The sequence below is a fragment of the Shewanella gaetbuli genome (assembly GCF_023284065.1).
GTDB classification, from domain to species: Bacteria; Pseudomonadota; Gammaproteobacteria; order Enterobacterales; family Shewanellaceae; genus Shewanella; species Shewanella gaetbuli.
In genome coordinates, this window is record NZ_JAKIKP010000002.1 from 236,735 (window position 1) to 253,123 (window position 16,389).

At 41.2% G+C, this 16,389-nt stretch carries 10 protein-coding genes and 6 tRNA genes; 2 read left to right on the plus strand and 14 right to left on the minus strand.

The window, feature by feature from the left end:
• Positions 1-25: 25 nt before the first annotated feature.
• From L2672_RS03730 to alaS, 12 genes are all read right to left on the minus strand, one after another.
• Positions 26-1,342 (minus strand): CmpA/NrtA family ABC transporter substrate-binding protein, encoded by a 1,317-nt coding sequence (locus L2672_RS03730; RefSeq protein WP_248994738.1) that lies wholly within the window; start codon positions 1,340-1,342, stop codon positions 26-28.
• A 1,576-nt stretch (positions 1,343-2,918) separates the two neighbouring features.
• Entirely contained in the window at positions 2,919-4,049 is a 1,131-nt protein-coding gene (locus tag L2672_RS03735) for a sodium ion-translocating decarboxylase subunit beta (RefSeq protein ID WP_248994497.1), read from the minus strand.
• A gap of 9 nt (positions 4,050-4,058) precedes the next feature.
• Complete coding sequence (oadA, locus tag L2672_RS03740; RefSeq protein WP_248994498.1) at positions 4,059-5,861, minus strand: sodium-extruding oxaloacetate decarboxylase subunit alpha; 1,803 nt, start codon at positions 5,859-5,861, stop codon at positions 4,059-4,061.
• Between the two features lie 21 nt (positions 5,862-5,882).
• A complete protein-coding gene (locus L2672_RS03745; RefSeq protein WP_248994499.1) occupies positions 5,883-6,119 on the minus strand; it encodes an OadG family protein in 237 nt (78 codons plus the stop codon).
• Between the two features lie 874 nt (positions 6,120-6,993).
• A tRNA-Arg gene (locus L2672_RS03750) sits at positions 6,994-7,070 on the minus strand.
• A gap of 61 nt (positions 7,071-7,131) precedes the next feature.
• Positions 7,132-7,223: transfer RNA gene (locus L2672_RS03755), tRNA-Ser, on the minus strand.
• A gap of 8 nt (positions 7,224-7,231) precedes the next feature.
• A tRNA-Arg gene (locus L2672_RS03760) sits at positions 7,232-7,308 on the minus strand.
• 29 nt (positions 7,309-7,337) lie between these two features.
• Positions 7,338-7,414, minus strand: a tRNA-Arg gene (locus L2672_RS03765).
• Between the two features lie 33 nt (positions 7,415-7,447).
• Positions 7,448-7,524, minus strand: a tRNA-Arg gene (locus L2672_RS03770).
• A gap of 18 nt (positions 7,525-7,542) precedes the next feature.
• Positions 7,543-7,634: transfer RNA gene (locus L2672_RS03775), tRNA-Ser, on the minus strand.
• Positions 7,635-7,976: 342 nt separating this feature from the next.
• Positions 7,977-8,171, minus strand: a complete 195-nt coding sequence (csrA, locus tag L2672_RS03780) for a carbon storage regulator CsrA (RefSeq protein WP_167675978.1) — start codon at positions 8,169-8,171, stop codon at positions 7,977-7,979.
• A 418-nt stretch (positions 8,172-8,589) separates the two neighbouring features.
• Entirely contained in the window at positions 8,590-11,214 is a 2,625-nt protein-coding gene (gene alaS / locus L2672_RS03785; RefSeq protein WP_248994500.1) for an alanine--tRNA ligase, read from the minus strand.
• A gap of 249 nt (positions 11,215-11,463) precedes the next feature.
• Here alaS and L2672_RS03790 point away from each other — a divergent pair, with 249 nt between their 5' ends.
• Positions 11,464-11,859, plus strand: a complete 396-nt coding sequence (locus L2672_RS03790; protein WP_248994501.1) for a DUF2391 family protein — start codon at positions 11,464-11,466, stop codon at positions 11,857-11,859.
• 67 nt (positions 11,860-11,926) lie between these two features.
• Here the strand turns inward: L2672_RS03790 and L2672_RS03795 are convergent, their stop codons facing one another.
• Entirely contained in the window at positions 11,927-12,376 is a 450-nt protein-coding gene (locus L2672_RS03795) for a regulatory protein RecX (protein WP_248994502.1), read from the minus strand.
• A gap of 14 nt (positions 12,377-12,390) precedes the next feature.
• On the minus strand, positions 12,391-13,446 hold the full coding sequence (recA, locus tag L2672_RS03800; protein ID WP_248994503.1) for a recombinase RecA: 1,056 nt from the start codon (positions 13,444-13,446) through the stop codon (positions 12,391-12,393).
• Positions 13,447-13,774: 328 nt separating this feature from the next.
• Here recA and mutS point away from each other — a divergent pair, with 328 nt between their 5' ends.
• Entirely contained in the window at positions 13,775-16,357 is a 2,583-nt protein-coding gene (mutS, locus tag L2672_RS03805; RefSeq protein WP_248994504.1) for a DNA mismatch repair protein MutS, read from the plus strand.
• The last annotated feature ends 32 nt before the right edge of the window (positions 16,358-16,389 follow it).

Genomic DNA, 16,389 nt, shown 5'->3' on the forward strand with positions numbered 1-16,389 from the left:
GTCATCTTTCACTCCTCTAAGCTGTTTACAGCTTATCGCCTTGCTTTAAACCAATCGGGAACATGTCAATGTAAGCGTTCGGTTTACTACCGTCATAAACGATGTCATCAATAAAGTGCTTCTGAGGAGATTTAAAGCCGGTTTCGGTATCAAAGTTAGGAAACTCAGCTGCTGATATTAATTTATCTGCAATCAATGATTTAGCTGCTTTAGCATAGATATCAGGACGATATACTTTGGCGGCAATATCTTTGTACCAATCATCAGATTTGTCTTCTGAAATTTGCCCCCAACGACGCATTTGCGTTAGATACCAGATAGCATCTGAGTAATACGGGTAAGTGGCGTTATATCTGAAGAATACATTGAAGTCAGGTACGGCACGTTTGTCGCCTTTTTCATATTCAAAAGTTCCCGTCATGCTGTTCGCAATCACATCATAATCAGCACCAACGTAGTTAGACTGAGACAGAATTTTAACGGCTTCAGGACGGTTCGCATTGTTATTATCGTCCAACCATTTAGCGGCACGAATTAATGCTCTAGTTAAACGAATTGTGGTATTAGGATATTTTTCAGCAAACTCAGCAGTAATACCGAACACTTTTTCTGGGTTGTCTTTCCAAATTTCATAATCGGTTACAACGGGCACACCAATGCCTTTAAATACTGCTTGCTGGTTCCAAGGCTCACCCACACAATAGCCATAGATAGTTCCTGCTTCTAAAGTTGATGGCATTTGTGGTGGAGGCGTGACAGATAACAATGCTTCTGCATCAATTTGACCAGAAGTATCCCCTTTGTGTGGTGCATAAAAACCTGGGTGAATACCACCGGCAGCTAACCAATAACGTAACTCGTAGTTATGAGTTGAAACAGGAAATACCATACCCATGTTGAATGGCTTACCCGCTGCATTAAACTCTTCAACCACCGGCTTTAAAGAATCCGCTTTAATGGGGTGAACGGGTTTGCCGTCAGCTTGTTTGGCAATGTTTGGCTTCATTTTTGCCCAAACATCATTTGAAACGGTAATGGCATTACCATTCAAGTCCATTGAGAATGGCGTAATAATATGCGCCTCGGTACCGTAACCGATAGTCGCAGCAATGGGTTGTCCTGCTAACATATGTGCGCCATCTAAACGCCCATCAATGACTCCATCAAGTAATACTTTCCAGTTTGCTTGGGCTTCAATAGTGACGTAAAGACCTTCTTCTTCGAAGTAACCTTTTTCGTACGCCACCGCAATAGGAGCCATATCAGTCAATTTAATAAAACCGAATTTAAGCTCTTCCTTTTCAGGGTACCCCACCTCAGCATTCGCCAAACTTGGCAACATTGAGGCGCTTATGCCTACCCCTAAAATGATAGGTTTAATCAGTTGCTGATAAGTGGTTTGTTTAAACAACGTCGCGATGTTCAATTTCATGGTATTTCCCCAGTGTTAAAAATAAATACTCAATAAAAAAGGCACTATGGATACCCACTTAGGGATACCCAATAGCGCCTTTGCTATAAATCGGTTCTTTAATGCCGCGATTGAGTGGAACAAAAACTCTTTTATGGTCGACTCATCGCGTTACAAGTCATTCAAAATCAGTTTGATATTTCTAAATAGGTATATCCAGAAAGCGTGCCAACTTTCAAAGTTGTTTATTAACAGTCACTTATAACTTTACCACTATGCAGTGCCTGCCAACGTAATACCAAAATAGTGCACCATTACGACTGAAATGCACTATCTTGTACCACATTAGGGATAGTTAATAACAATTAAGGCAGACAAGCGTGACAGAAAAATAAACCGTTAAACGAAGGGGAAACCTGAATGATACTGACTACAGGCGTAAACAGTGAAGAATCCACCTTCTTAAGAAGGTGGCTTTATAATTTAGCCCCGTAAAGGGGAGCGTTGTCTACTGTAACGTGAATAAGTTTTAGCTTGAATAGTCAAGTTTGACTAAAAGTTCATAGCTTCAATCTAATCAATTGCCTGCCGCAGGGATATTCAGGATGAACGGAATGTCGCGATCATATGGTCAGTGATGTTCCATACATCACACTGACATTTCCCATATCCCTATGGGTCAGATGTGAAAGAGCGACCTATCGTGCAAGCACGACCGTGACACGCTGCACTTTTTATATAAATCAAAAGGTCCCTGAAAGCTCGGCCATGACGAATAACATCCATGTTAAACAGCCAGTTCGGCATCCATGCCTCTCGCTCAAAGCGTTTCACACCGTGAAACTTCGCCATGTCATGGTCAAATTTGTTCCAGACAAATTTTGACATTCCCACCATCCATGGTGGTCAGTAGTCACAGCCGCGCTTACACCTGAAATTTTCGCCTCTTCGATTTACCTTATTTGTATCTAATTAGACGTAAAACTTTCAGATTCAATGTGAATTGAGGGCATCGAGAAAAGTTCGTGAGCTTGGCATGGATGCCAAGCTAGCTTACGTTAGGCCACGGTCACTCCTTGGCATCCCTGCCACCGTGACATTTGTAAATCCATTTACTTCAGATACCTGTCGGAAGCGTTAGAGAGATTTTGTATTTGCCGACAATGACCGAAGGCAGATGCCAACGAAGTTAAAAGCTGGATCAATCCCCATCGAAAATTATGCGCTTTTCAGCATTTTTCGTCTGGGGCGGCAGGGCCAATTTCTTTAATAAAGAGTATAGAGGGTATTGCTGTTGATACCCTTTGGGCCGGTGCAGGATGGAATCCTGCGATGTTAATCCAAACGGAGTTTGGAAAGTCAGAGTTCAAATAACATAAGTGGATATTCAGGCAAAGCCTAAATGATGATAACCACCTACTGAAGTAGGTGGTTTAGGGGCTGAAAACAAAAAAGGCCAACGCGAATGGCGTTGGCCTAATTATTAACAATTTTTAGCTGAAGCTGATTAACCTAATACAGCTAACAATACACCTGCTGCTACGGCACTACCCAGTACACCAGCAACATTAGGTCCCATAGCATGCATCAATAAAAAGTTTTGATGATTAGCTTCTAAACCAACCCTGTTAACAACCCTAGCAGCCATTGGAACAGCAGAAACCCCCGCCGCACCAATCAATGGATTCACTTTACCGCCAGACAGTTTAGACATTAACTTAGCCATTAAAACACCTGCCGCGGTACCGATTGAGAACGCTACGGCACCTAATACTAAAATACCTAACGTTTCGATACGTAAGAACTGCTCAGCGGATAGCTTAGAGCCCACGGCTAAACCTAAGAAGATAGTGACAATATTAATGAGTTCGTTCTGAGCCGTGCCTGATAATCTATCAACCACACCAGACTCTTTCATTAAATTACCTAAACAAAACATACCGACTAAAGGCGTTGCAGCAGGTAAAAACAGTACGGTTAAGCCAACAACCATAAGCGGGAATAAAATCTTTTCGCGCTTGCTCACTTCACGTAGCTGCTCCATTTTGATACTACGTTCAGCAGGCGTGGTTAACAGTTTCATAATGGGTGGCTGGATTAAGGGAACTAACGCCATGTACGAATAAGCAGCAACCGCAATAGCTCCCAGTAACTCTGGTGCTAATTTCGATGCGAGGAAGATAGCCGTGGGACCATCTGCGCCACCAATAATGGCAATCGCTGCCGCATCTTGCATAGAAAACTCAAAGCCAGGTACTAGGTTTAATGCAATTGCGCCCAATAAAGTCGCAAAAATACCAAACTGTGCTGCAGCACCTAATAACAAGGTTTTAGGGTTGGCAATCAGTGCACCAAAATCGGTCATCGCCCCTACACCCATAAAGATCAATAATGGGAAAATACCCGTTTCAATCCCTACGTGATAGGCATACCACAACAATCCACCTTCATCGGTAAAACCTGCATTGGGAATGTTGGCCAAAATTGCACCAAAACCAATAGGCAATAACAATAACGGTTCAAATCCACGTTTTATTGCGAGGTAAAGTAATAAACACCCTACTCCCATCATCAACAGTTGCCCACTGGTAAAGTGTGCAATACCTGTCTCGCCCCAAAAGGCCATTAATCCTTCCATAATGTCCTCTTACGCTAGGCCTAATAAAGGTGTACCAACGGTTACCGTGTCACCTTGTTTTACAGCAAGGTTAGTCACGATACCGTCTTCATTTGCACGCACTTCGGTTTCCATTTTCATGGCTTCAAGAATAAGCAACACTTCACCCGCTTTAACTGACTGACCATTGTTGACAAGTACTTTGAAGATATTTCCCGATAATGGTGCAGTCATTTCGCACTTAACCTCACCAGATGGTGCAGGTGCTACCGGAATAGGTGCTGCACTACTGGCACTAGCGGCACTAGCGGCTACTGGCTGAATTTGACTGATTTCACCACCTTGGCTTACTTCAACTACAAAGCTTTGACCTTCTACATTAACAGTATAAGTTTCAGGGCTTTTTGAATCTTTAGCTGGGGCATCTTTAACCACTAAATCATCCGCTGTTGGCACAGGTTCAAATGCGTCAGGGTTGCCACGGTTTTGTAAAAACTGTAAGCCAATTTGATTAAATAACGCGTAGGTCATCACATCGTCGTCAGTTTCAGTCGCTAAGGTAATACCTTGATCAGCTGCTTTTTGAGTTAACTCTGCGCGTAGCTTATCAAGTTCAGGTTCAATTAAATCTGCCGGGCGGCATGTTATCGGCTGTGCACCATTTAATACCTTAGCTTGTAGTTCAGCGTTAACGGGTGCAGGAGTTGCACCATACTCGCCTTTTAATACACCTTCGGTTTCTTTAGTCATCGACTTATAACGTTCGCCCATCAGTACGTTGATAACTGATTGTGAACCAACAATTTGTGAGGTTGGAGTCACCAATGGTAAGAAACCTAAGTCTTCACGAACACGAGGAATTTCTTCTAGTACTGCATCCATTTTGTCAGCAGCACCTTGCTCTTTAAGTTGGTTTTCCATGTTAGTTAACATGCCACCGGGTACTTGAGCGCGTAAAATGCGTGAATCTATACCTTTTAATGCCCCTTCAAAACGCACATACTTTTTACGTACTTCTCTAAAGTATGCTGCTATTTCTTCCAGAAGCACCATGTCATAACTGGTTTCACGGTCAGTACCTTCAACCATTGCTACTAAGGTTTCCGTCGCGCTGTGACCATAAGTTTGGCTCATAGAAGAAATAGCGGTATCTAATACATCTACCCCCGCTTCAATGGCTTTCTGGTACGTTGCTGTACTCAGGCCTGTTGTAGCATGACAATGCATAGACACTAATAAGTCAGTTTGAGATTTTAGACGACTTATTAAGTCGTAGGCTTCCATTGGTTTTAATAACCCAGCCATATCCTTAATACATAATGAATCAGCGCCCATATCTTCTAGACGCTTAGCCATATCAACCCAAGTATCAATAGTATGTACCGGGCTTGTGGTGTAAGAAATGGTACCTTGAGCATGACCGCCAACATTTTTCACTGCTTTAACGGCAGTTTCTAAGTTGCGAACATCATTCATCGCATCAAATATTCTGAAAACGTCCACACCATTAGTATGAGCACGCTCAACAAAACGGGTAACAACATCATCAGCATAATGACGGTAACCTAATAGGTTTTGTCCACGTAATAACATTTGTTGTGGGGTATTAGGCATGACCTTTTTTAATTCACGAATACGGTCCCAAGGGTCTTCACCTAAATAGCGAATACAAGAATCAAATGTGGCTCCGCCCCAAGATTCTAGTGACCAATAACCCACTTTATCCAGTAAAGGGGCAATAGGTAACATGTCATCAATACGTAAACGTGTTGCAAGTAATGACTGATGTGCATCGCGAAGTGCGACATCGGTTAATGCTAATGGCTTGCTCATAAAAACTCCCAAAAAATATCTTTACGCTCTGTATTGGTGAATAGCTGATGTAATTGCAGCGACTAATTTAGGGTCTAAGCCCTGAGCTGTAGTTGTATTTGTTGCACCTGGTACTGGTTTAACCGGTTGTGGTATCGGGTTAAACTTAGCAACAATGGTGATGCCCACAATCAATATGCTTAAAAAAATGAACACCAAGCCCATCCCCATGACCATAATGCCAAGTGCATCAACCAATTGTTGATTTATTGATGTCATAATTCCTCACTGAAGGTAAACGTGATAAACGATAAGTAAAATTCCGTTGGGAAAATTGCCAAGCTATACATACCTTATGCGGTATCTAATGTAGCTATCCGTTGGCTCGTATCTCATTACTTGACGGCGTTCAGAATAAATATTCAATTAAAACCGACTATATACCAATATTAATTAAACTAACCTGAAACACTCCATTTTCTGCAACTACGCTTTTCATGTCACAAAATATAAACATTTTATATCAGGAAAACCACCCCAATGTAAAATGGTCTTACCAAAAATAGTTATCTTTATCGAAAACAACTATACAAAATTCATTTATCAGGCGTATTTTTTGTACATATCTCAAATATTCGTTTACCAAAGCATAAACGACACATTAAGATCGCTTGTAACATAAAAGTTAAATTTGGTGTAAATATATTAAAACCGCCTACTGTAAGGCTCTACCACTTAATATCCCTAAGTTGAATAAAAATACAATTTAACGCTACGCCAGCTTTGACTTCAGTTTAACGTAAGTTTGATCTGAGCTTGTGCAATAACAGGGCAAGCTTACCACGCTTATAGGGTCTACTTATGCCATCCGCTAAAACTACCACCCAAATCGCTTACAAATAACTGTTAAGCGATAAGTAACGCACAAACCGTTAGCTATAAACCTTAAAAAACGATAACAGATAGCATCATTAAAGGACCCGCACCGGCTTTAAACATAATGGAATGATAAGTTGTCTGTAAATCAGTAAGATGGGGAATCACTTTGAAAACTTATTGTGGCAAATGGTGGCAACTTAACGGGTAAAGTGAATGGCTTGAATAAGATATTTGAGGCATAAAAAAACCTGCTAAAAAGCAGGTTTTTTTAAAATGGTACGCGTGAGAGGATTCGAACCTCTGACCGCCTGGTTCGTAGCCAGGTACTCTATCCAGCTGAGCTACACGCGCTTAATCTTGGAATGTCACTCAATCATAGTTCACATTGCTAAATATGCAAAAAATGAATGAATGGCGGAGAAGGAGGGATTCGAACCCTCGATGGGAGATAAAGCCCATACTCCCTTAGCAGGGGAGCGCCTTCGGCCACTCGGCCACCTCTCCGTCAAATATGGTACGCGTGAGAGGATTCGAACCTCTGACCGCCTGGTTCGTAGCCAGGTACTCTATCCAGCTGAGCTACACGCGCATTAACGGGTAAAACAAATAACAATGAAATGGTACGCGTGAGAGGATTCGAACCTCTGACCGCCTGGTTCGTAGCCAGGTACTCTATCCAGCTGAGCTACACGCGCATCTTATATTTCACTATTATCACAACATCAGAATGGTACGCGTGAGAGGATTCGAACCTCTGACCGCCTGGTTCGTAGCCAGGTACTCTATCCAGCTGAGCTACACGCGCCCTGATGTCTGTAAGAAATGGCGGAGAAGGAGGGATTCGAACCCTCGATGGGAGATAAAGCCCATACTCCCTTAGCAGGGGAGCGCCTTCGGCCACTCGGCCACCTCTCCGTTTTCTTGGCGCACATATTACTGTTTGGCGAAAATAAGTCAAACCCTTTTTCCCAAACAAATGACCATTTGAACTGTTTTTAAGCACATTGAGGGGTTAAACAACAATTAAATGCAAAAACAGTACTAAAGCGGACTAATATGCAGCGCTACATAATACCAATAAAGTTTAAAAATACTATAAAATGACTAAAGAAGTTTAAATCATTCCACGATATAAATGGAACATTTAATGGACGAAATAAACCAGTAGGTCATAACGCTGATTAAAAGTAAAAATGATAGCAACAAAAAAAGCCAGCATGGCTGACTTTTTGTGTTTCAAAATAACTAACAAATTTGTTAGAAATTTCCGCCTTCTGACGAACCTGACTTTTCAGATTGAATACGTTGATAAATTTCTTCGCGATGCACTGAAACTTCTTTTGGTGCATTGACACCAATACGTACTTGGTTTCCTTTAACACCTAAAACAGTAACAGTGACTTCATCACCTATCATTAATGTTTCGCCTACACGACGAGTCAAAATTAGCATTCGGTTGCTCCTTTAGTTCACACTGCATAACACGCTTTGTCCGTAATATGCGTTTATTATAGGGTTTGCTGATTAAAAGTCATAGTAACTTCAAATACAAAGTTTGACGATTAAGCATATGGAAATCAAAAAACCAACAATTTACTCAACTCTTACAAACAACTAATGACAATAAATACTACAATATGACATTCCACCCGTTCTTTTAACAGAGCAATCTGTAAAAAATCCCATTAGAATATCTTTAATAGCACAATATGCTGTGTTTATTGATTATTGACTCAGTATACCGCTACAAAATATCGTCAATAAACGTATAGCCACTATGCCAAAAGAGCGCAATGCACTCAAGCCTTAAACTACAATATCAGTAGCTTAAGGCTAACTATTACTATTTTTGAATGTAAAATGGCACAGTTTAGCTTAGTTTTTCAGTTAACCATGGTTCAACTAAAGCTAACGCTTTGTCCAAGTTTTCAGGCTGTGTACCACCAGCTTGAGCCATATCTGGTCGTCCACCACCTTTACCACCAACCTCTTTGGCTACCATGGCTATTAACTCACCTGCTTTAACTTGTTTAGTGAGGTCATTGCTCACACCAGCAATTAAGTTAACTTTACCTTGGTTAGCAATACCCAGCACAATAATGGCTGATTTAAGCTTTTGCTTTAGCTCATCTTGCAAACCACGAAGTGAACCTGCATCGACTCCTTCTAGCTTTTTAACCAGTACTTTTATGCCATTAACTTCCACTGCATCACCAGCTAAATCAGCACTTGCTGCAGCAGCTAACTTGTCTTTCATTTGTGACAAGTCTTTTTCTAACTGCTTCACTTTGTCTAATTGTGCTTTAAGTTTAGCCACAACTGAGTTGCTGTCAGATTTTAACAATGCAGCCGCTTCATCTAATTGCGCTTGTTGCTGCGCAACATATGCCATTGCCGCTGCGCCGGTTACCGCTTCAATACGTCTTACACCCGCAGCAATACCGCCTTCTGAAGTGATTTTAAACAAGCCTATATCACCCGTGCGGCCAACGTGTGTACCACCACAAAGCTCAATAGAGAAGTCTCCCATTGTGACAACACGCACTTCATCGTCATACTTTTCACCAAATAACGCCATTGCGCCTTTTTCTTTGGCTTCATCGATACCCATTTGGGCAGTTTTTAATTGATGATTACGACGAATCTGAGTATTAACTAACTCTTCAACTTCTTTAAGCTCAGATGCTTTAACCGCTTCAAAGTGTGAGAAGTCAAAACGTAAACGTTCAGGGTTTACCAATGAACCTTTTTGAGTGACATGAGAACCTAATACTTGGCGTAATGCTGCATGCAGTAGGTGAGTAACAGAGTGATTTAATTCAGTTCTATGACGTAGTTTTTTATCAACTTGAGCAGCTAGTTGTTGTCCAACACTGATATTTCCTGAAGTTAACTCACCTTGATGGCCAGTTGCAGGGCCAAACTTTTGTGTGTCAGTAACGCTAAACTCAATACCGTCGGCAGTTAATATACCTTTATCACCGACTTGACCGCCAGATTCAGCATAAAACGGCGTATTGTCTAACACCACAACACCGGTTTGACCTTGAGTTAGCGTATCTACAGACTCACCATCAACATAAATAGCAGCCACTGTTGCCTGCCCTGTTAATTCAGTATAGCCACAAAATTCAGTATCGGTATCAATAACAAGGTTACTGTTATAGTCAGCACCAAAGTTACCTGCTGCCTGAGCCCGACTTCTTTGCTGTGCCATGGCCGCATCAAAGCCCGCTTCGTCTACTTGAATATCACGCTCACGACAAACGTCGGCAGTTAAATCAACGGGGAATCCATAGGTATCGTATAATTTGAAGACAGTTTCACCATCAAGAGTATCTGTAGTTAACTCATTTAAGGCTGAATCTAAAATCTGTAAACCACGCTCTAGTGTACGAGCAAACTGTTCTTCTTCCGCTTTTAAAGCTTTTTCAACAATGGCTTGAAGAGATTTTAATTCGTTGGCAGCATCACCCATCACTTCGATTAATGTAGGCACTAATTTGTAGAAGAAAGCTTTATCTGCACCTAACTTATTACCGTGGCGCACTGCACGACGAATAATACGACGTAGCACATATCCTCTACCTTCATTTGACGGCATAACACCATCGGCAATTAAAAAAGAACAAGAACGAATATGATCGGCAATCACACGTAATGATTTATTCTCTAAATCCGTTACGCCAATAATTTCAGCTGTTTTGGCAATTAATGTCTTAAACACATCAATTTCATAGTTTGAATGAACACCCTGCATAATCGCTGCAATACGCTCAATTCCCATGCCGGTATCGACTGATGGCTTTGGTAACGGTTTCATTTCACCATCTGCTTGACGGTTATATTGCATGAAAACGATGTTCCAAATTTCAATAAAGCGATCACCATCTTCTTCAGGTGTACCAGGGCGGCCACCCCAAATGTGCTCACCGTGATCATAGAAAATCTCGGTACATGGACCACAAGGGCCGGTATCACCCATTTGCCAAAAATTGTCAGACGCATAAGCCGCGCCTTTGTTGTCGCCAATACGGATAATATTTTCTGCAGCTACGCCAATCTTTTTGTTCCAAATTTCAAAGGCTTCATCATCTGTCTCGTAAATCGTGACACATAATCGCTCTGTTGGCAGTTTCAGCGTTTTAGTTAAAAAGTTCCAGGCAAACTCAATCGCGCCTTCTTTAAAGTAATCACCAAAGCTAAAGTTACCTAACATTTCAAAGAAGGTATGGTGACGAGCGGTATAACCTACATTATCTAAGTCATTATGTTTACCGCCAGCACGAACACAGCGCTGTGAAGATGTTGCACGGGTATAATTACGCTTATCCAATCCCAAAAACACATCTTTAAATTGGTTCATTCCGGCATTGGTAAATAGCAGCGTTGGATCGTTATGAGGAACTAGTGAACTACTATCTACAACTTGATGTCCGTTATCTTCAAAATACTTTAAAAAAGCACTTCTTAATTCTGCTGTTGTCTGAAACATGGAATGGCCCTGAAATGAAATATTAATGTTGCAAACTTGAATAACAAGCTTGTAAATGTGGGCATTATATACTGAATTTAGCCCAATATGCGAGGTGGAGAATCGATTATGCCAACACCGTTTTTCTATCGTTGTTTAGTTAGCGAAAAGTATCAATAAGTGTACTATTGTAAAAGCAATTTTTTATAATATGACCTGACTTCATGTTATGACGGGTCGAAAAAGTATTAACACTAAAATGGAGTGGAAATGAAAGTCACTTTTAATGCAGAGGATGCAGTACAAATCTTAGTGGGCGCTTTTGCGCTTGCTGTTCCGATTTCATTTTCTGAAGAAGCCTGGCGATTAGGAGAAACCTTACCCACTATCAACCTATTATTATTGGTAAGTTTATCGTTATTATTTCTCGGTTTGTACACTTATCAAAGTGTCTTCCAACAAAACATTACTGATCGTAAGTGGGTGTTTATTTCCAGAATTGCACTGGCTTATGGAATCACGGCCTGCGTCGTCGCATTAGTATTACTTTGCCTCGATAAACTACCGATAATGGATGAGCCGTTAACCTCATTTAAGCGAATTATCGTGATTTGTATGCCTGCTTCGATGGGCGCTATTGTGGTTGATAGTTTCGATAAAGAATAACGATAGTTTTAGGGTCAATAAATCAAACAATGTTAAATAATGTGCTTGTTTGATTTACTCGTCAGGCTTACTCGTCATAGGGATCATAATCAAGTGCATAAGCCACTTGATCAAAACTAAAACCTTGGCCTACTAAGTGTCTTATTCTACGATTCTTTTCTTTTAAATCTTTAGTATGCGGAGTGCCATATTTTTTAACCGCCTTCTGTTTTGCCAGTTCAAACCAGTCGCAGTCACATTGATCAATAGCCGTTTTAATGACGTCTTTACTAAGACCTTTTTGCACTAAAGCTTGTTGAATTCGCATTACCCCATGGCATTTATAAATATGACTGCGGATCAGCATTTGAGCATAGCGCATATCATCTAAATAACCCTGTGACTCGCAGTAATCTAACGCTTGTTGAATGGCAAGCTCTTCAAAGTCTTTTTCGAGGAGTTTTTTATGGATTTGTTGGCGGGAATAATCGCGGCGCGCTAGATACGCAACCGCAACTGATTTAGCTGATTGACTCATGAACTAAGCGGAAGTTAAAAAACTTCGCCAGTTTCCATATCAATGTTTTCACCCGGCTCAGATGTTGCTGGTGCGCCAGTGCTAAGTAACATTGCACGCAATGTTTGCTCAATTTCAGCAGCGACTGCCGGGTTTTCAATTAAATATTTACCTGCATTGGCTCTACCCTGACCAATCTTGTCACCTTTGTAGCTATACCAAGCACCCGCTTTATCAACAAGTTTATGGGCTACACCAAGGTCAACTAACTCACCAGTACGGTTAATACCTTGGCCATAAAGAATTTGGAATTCAGCTTGTTTAAACGGTGCAGCAACTTTGTTTTTCACTACTTTAACGCGGGTTTCGTTACCCACAACTTCATCACCGTCTTTAATTGCACCTGTACGACGAATATCAAGGCGAACTGACGCGTAGAATTTTAGTGCATTACCGCCAGTGGTGGTTTCAGGGTTACCAAACATGACCCCAATTTTCATACGAATTTGGTTAATGAAAATAAGTAGAGTATTTGACTGCTTTAAGTTACCAGCAAGCTTACGCATGGCTTGGCTCATCATACGAGCGGCTAGCCCCATGTGTGAATCACCAATTTCGCCTTCAATTTCAGCTTTTGGTGTTAATGCTGCTACAGAGTCAACAATAATAACGTCTACTGCGCCACTACGTGTTAACGCATCACAAATTTCTAATGCTTGCTCACCCGTATCTGGCTGAGAACATAAAAGGTTATCAATATCTACGCCTAGTTTTTTAGCGTAAATAGGGTCAAGTGCATGCTCGGCATCAATAAAGGCACACGTTTTACCTTCGCGCTGAGCGGCAGCAATCACTTCTAAGGTTAGAGTGGTTTTACCTGAAGACTCTGGGCCATAAATTTCAACAATACGTCCCATTGGCAATCCGCCTGCACCTAATGCAACGTCAAGCGATAGAGAGCCCGTTGAAATGGTTTCAACATCCATGGTACGGTCTTCACCCAATTTCATGATTGAGCCTTTACCGAATTGCTTTTCAATTTGACCTAACACTGCGGTAAGTGCTTTCTCTTTATTTGGATCAACCTTCATTTTATAACCCCTTAAGGCAATAATTGCTGCTGCAATTAATGGAAAATTTGTTGTGCATAAAGCCGTATATAACCGACAATCTTGTTGCCCGTTATGTCAATATGCTGATCAGTATACTGTATAGTCATACAGTATCAAGCCCTGTTGAGAATTTTTTTTATTCGCGATAAAAATCAATAAATTACTATTAAAGGGTAAATTATCTGTATTTGTATTGATTCAAATGAAGTAAAAATTGATAGAATTAGCGCCATAAATTATGTGACTTCTTGTAATAGATACACATTCCTAGAAACACCCATTTTAAATGTAGAGTAAATAGATCCCCATGACCTCTCTTGATAGCGTAGATTTAGAAAAACATACTCCTATGATGCGTCAATATTTGACCATGAAAGCGGCCCATGCCGACATGTTATTGTTTTATAGGATGGGTGATTTTTATGAGCTATTTTTTGATGATGCTAAAAAAGCCTCTGAAATGTTGGGCATTTCATTAACGGCAAGAGGTAAAAGTGGCGGTGACCCTATTCCTATGGCCGGTATCCCTTATCATGCCGTAGAAGGATATTTAGCAAAGTTGGTTCAAATTGGCCAATCTGTGGCTATTTGCGAACAAATTGGTGATCCTGCCACCTCAAAAGGCCCTGTTGAGCGCCAAGTTGTCCGTATTGTTACCCCAGGCACATTAACTGATGAAGCGCTATTGCAAGAGCGCCAAGACAATTTATTAGCCGCGTTATATCAAGGTAAAGTGGGTTATGGCTTTGCGACGTTAGATATTTCATCGGGTCGATTTGTTATATCAGAATTAGATACCCGCGAAGCTTTAGAGGCTGAAATTCAACGCACAAAACCTGCTGAATTACTTTACAGCGAAGACTTCAGTGACATGATGTTAATCAATCACTTAAAAGGGATTAGACGACGTCCTGAATGGGAGTTTGATTACGACACATGTGTTCACTTATTATTGACTCAATTTGGCACTAAAGATTTGCGTGGTTTTGGTATTGCAGATGCTCGGTTGGCATTACAAGCCGCCGGTTGCTTGATGCAATATGTTAAAGACACTCAAAAAACTGCCCTGCCTCATATCAATTCAATCGTCAGGTTTAATCAAAGTGATTCAATCATTTTAGATGCTGCAACAAGACGTAACCTCGAGTTAACTCAAAACCTATCTGGTGGTCGCGAAAATACCCTTGCTTGGGTATTGGATAATACCGCCACCCCTATGGGCAGCCGAATGTTACAACGCTGGATCCATCAGCCTCTTACCGACAGAAAGCAAATTACCGCACGCCATAATGCCGTTAATGAGTTAATTACCCAGGGCTTATATATTGATTTACATGAGCAACTAAAAGCCTTGGGCGACATTGAGCGTATTATGGCGCGCTTGGCATTACGCAGCGCTAGACCACGTGACTTTTCACGGCTTAAGCAGGCACTGGGCTTACTACCTGAAATTAAACACACTTTAGCGGGTTGTGAACAGCAGCAACTTAAAGATTTAATCCAATTACTGGGTGATTTTCCTGCAGAGCATGAATTATTATCGCGAGCCATTATTGATAACCCACCTGTGCTAATTCGTGATGGTGGGGTAATTCGTGAAGGATATAATGCTGAGTTAGATGAATGGCGCAGATTAAGTGAAGGGGCAACAGATTACCTTGTAGAGTTAGAAGCCCGAGAAAAACAACAAACGGGTATTAATACCCTTAAAGTCGGTTATAACCGCGTACATGGATATTATATTGAAGTCAGTCGGCTTCAATCTGACCGAGTACCTATATCTTATCAACGCCGCCAAACCCTCAAGAGTACCGAGCGATATATTACGCCTGAATTAAAAGAGTACGAAGAAAAAGTATTATCCAGCCAGGGAAAAGCGCTCGCATTAGAGAAAAAGCTGTGGGAAGAGTTATTTGATTTATTACTGCCAAAACTGCATGAACTTCAACAATTCGCCAATGCCGCAGCGCAGTTAGATGTGATCAGCAACTTTGCCGAACGCGCTGAGAACTTAGGATACCATTGCCCAGAAATGACCAATGATATTGGGATTAATATTGAAGCTGGTCGCCACCCTGTGGTTGAAAAAGTCAGCCAAGACCCATTTATAGCAAACCCTGTTAACCTATCACCAGCTAGAAGAATGTTAATTGTAACTGGGCCAAATATGGGCGGTAAATCGACCTATATGCGTCAAGTGGCGTTAATTACTTTAATGGCTCATATTGGTAGTTTTGTACCGGCTCAACAAGCCAAAATTGGTCATGTTGATCGTATATTTACTCGTATTGGGGCATCGGATGATCTTGCCTCTGGCCGCTCTACATTTATGGTAGAAATGACAGAAACAGCAAATATTTTACACAATGCTACTCGCAAAAGTTTAGTGTTAATGGACGAAATTGGTCGCGGTACATCAACCTATGACGGCTTATCTTTAGCTTGGTCTGCAGCAGAATATCTCGCTAAAAAAGTATCGGCTCTCACCTTGTTTGCCACACACTATTTTGAATTAACTCAGCTACCGGATTTGTTAGCTGGTGTTGTAAATGTGCATTTAGATGCCATAGAACATCAAGACACTATTGCATTTATGCACGCGGTTCAAGAAGGCGCAGCAAGTAAAAGTTATGGCTTACAGGTTGCAGCACTGGCGGGGGTTCCACAGCATGTTATTAAAGCGGCCAAACGTAAACTACATCAATTAGAAAGCCGAGATAACAAAGCAGATATCAGCGCAGATGACATTACTCAAATGGCACTAGAATTACCGCAAGTCGATTACTCATCTTTAGTGGAAAAGTTAGCCGTAATCGACCCAGACGACCTTACACCAAAGCAAGCATTGGAGCAGTTATATCAGCTTAAACAGTTAGCTAAATCACTCTGATTCTCACACAAGCACAAAAAAGCCTGTGCTCG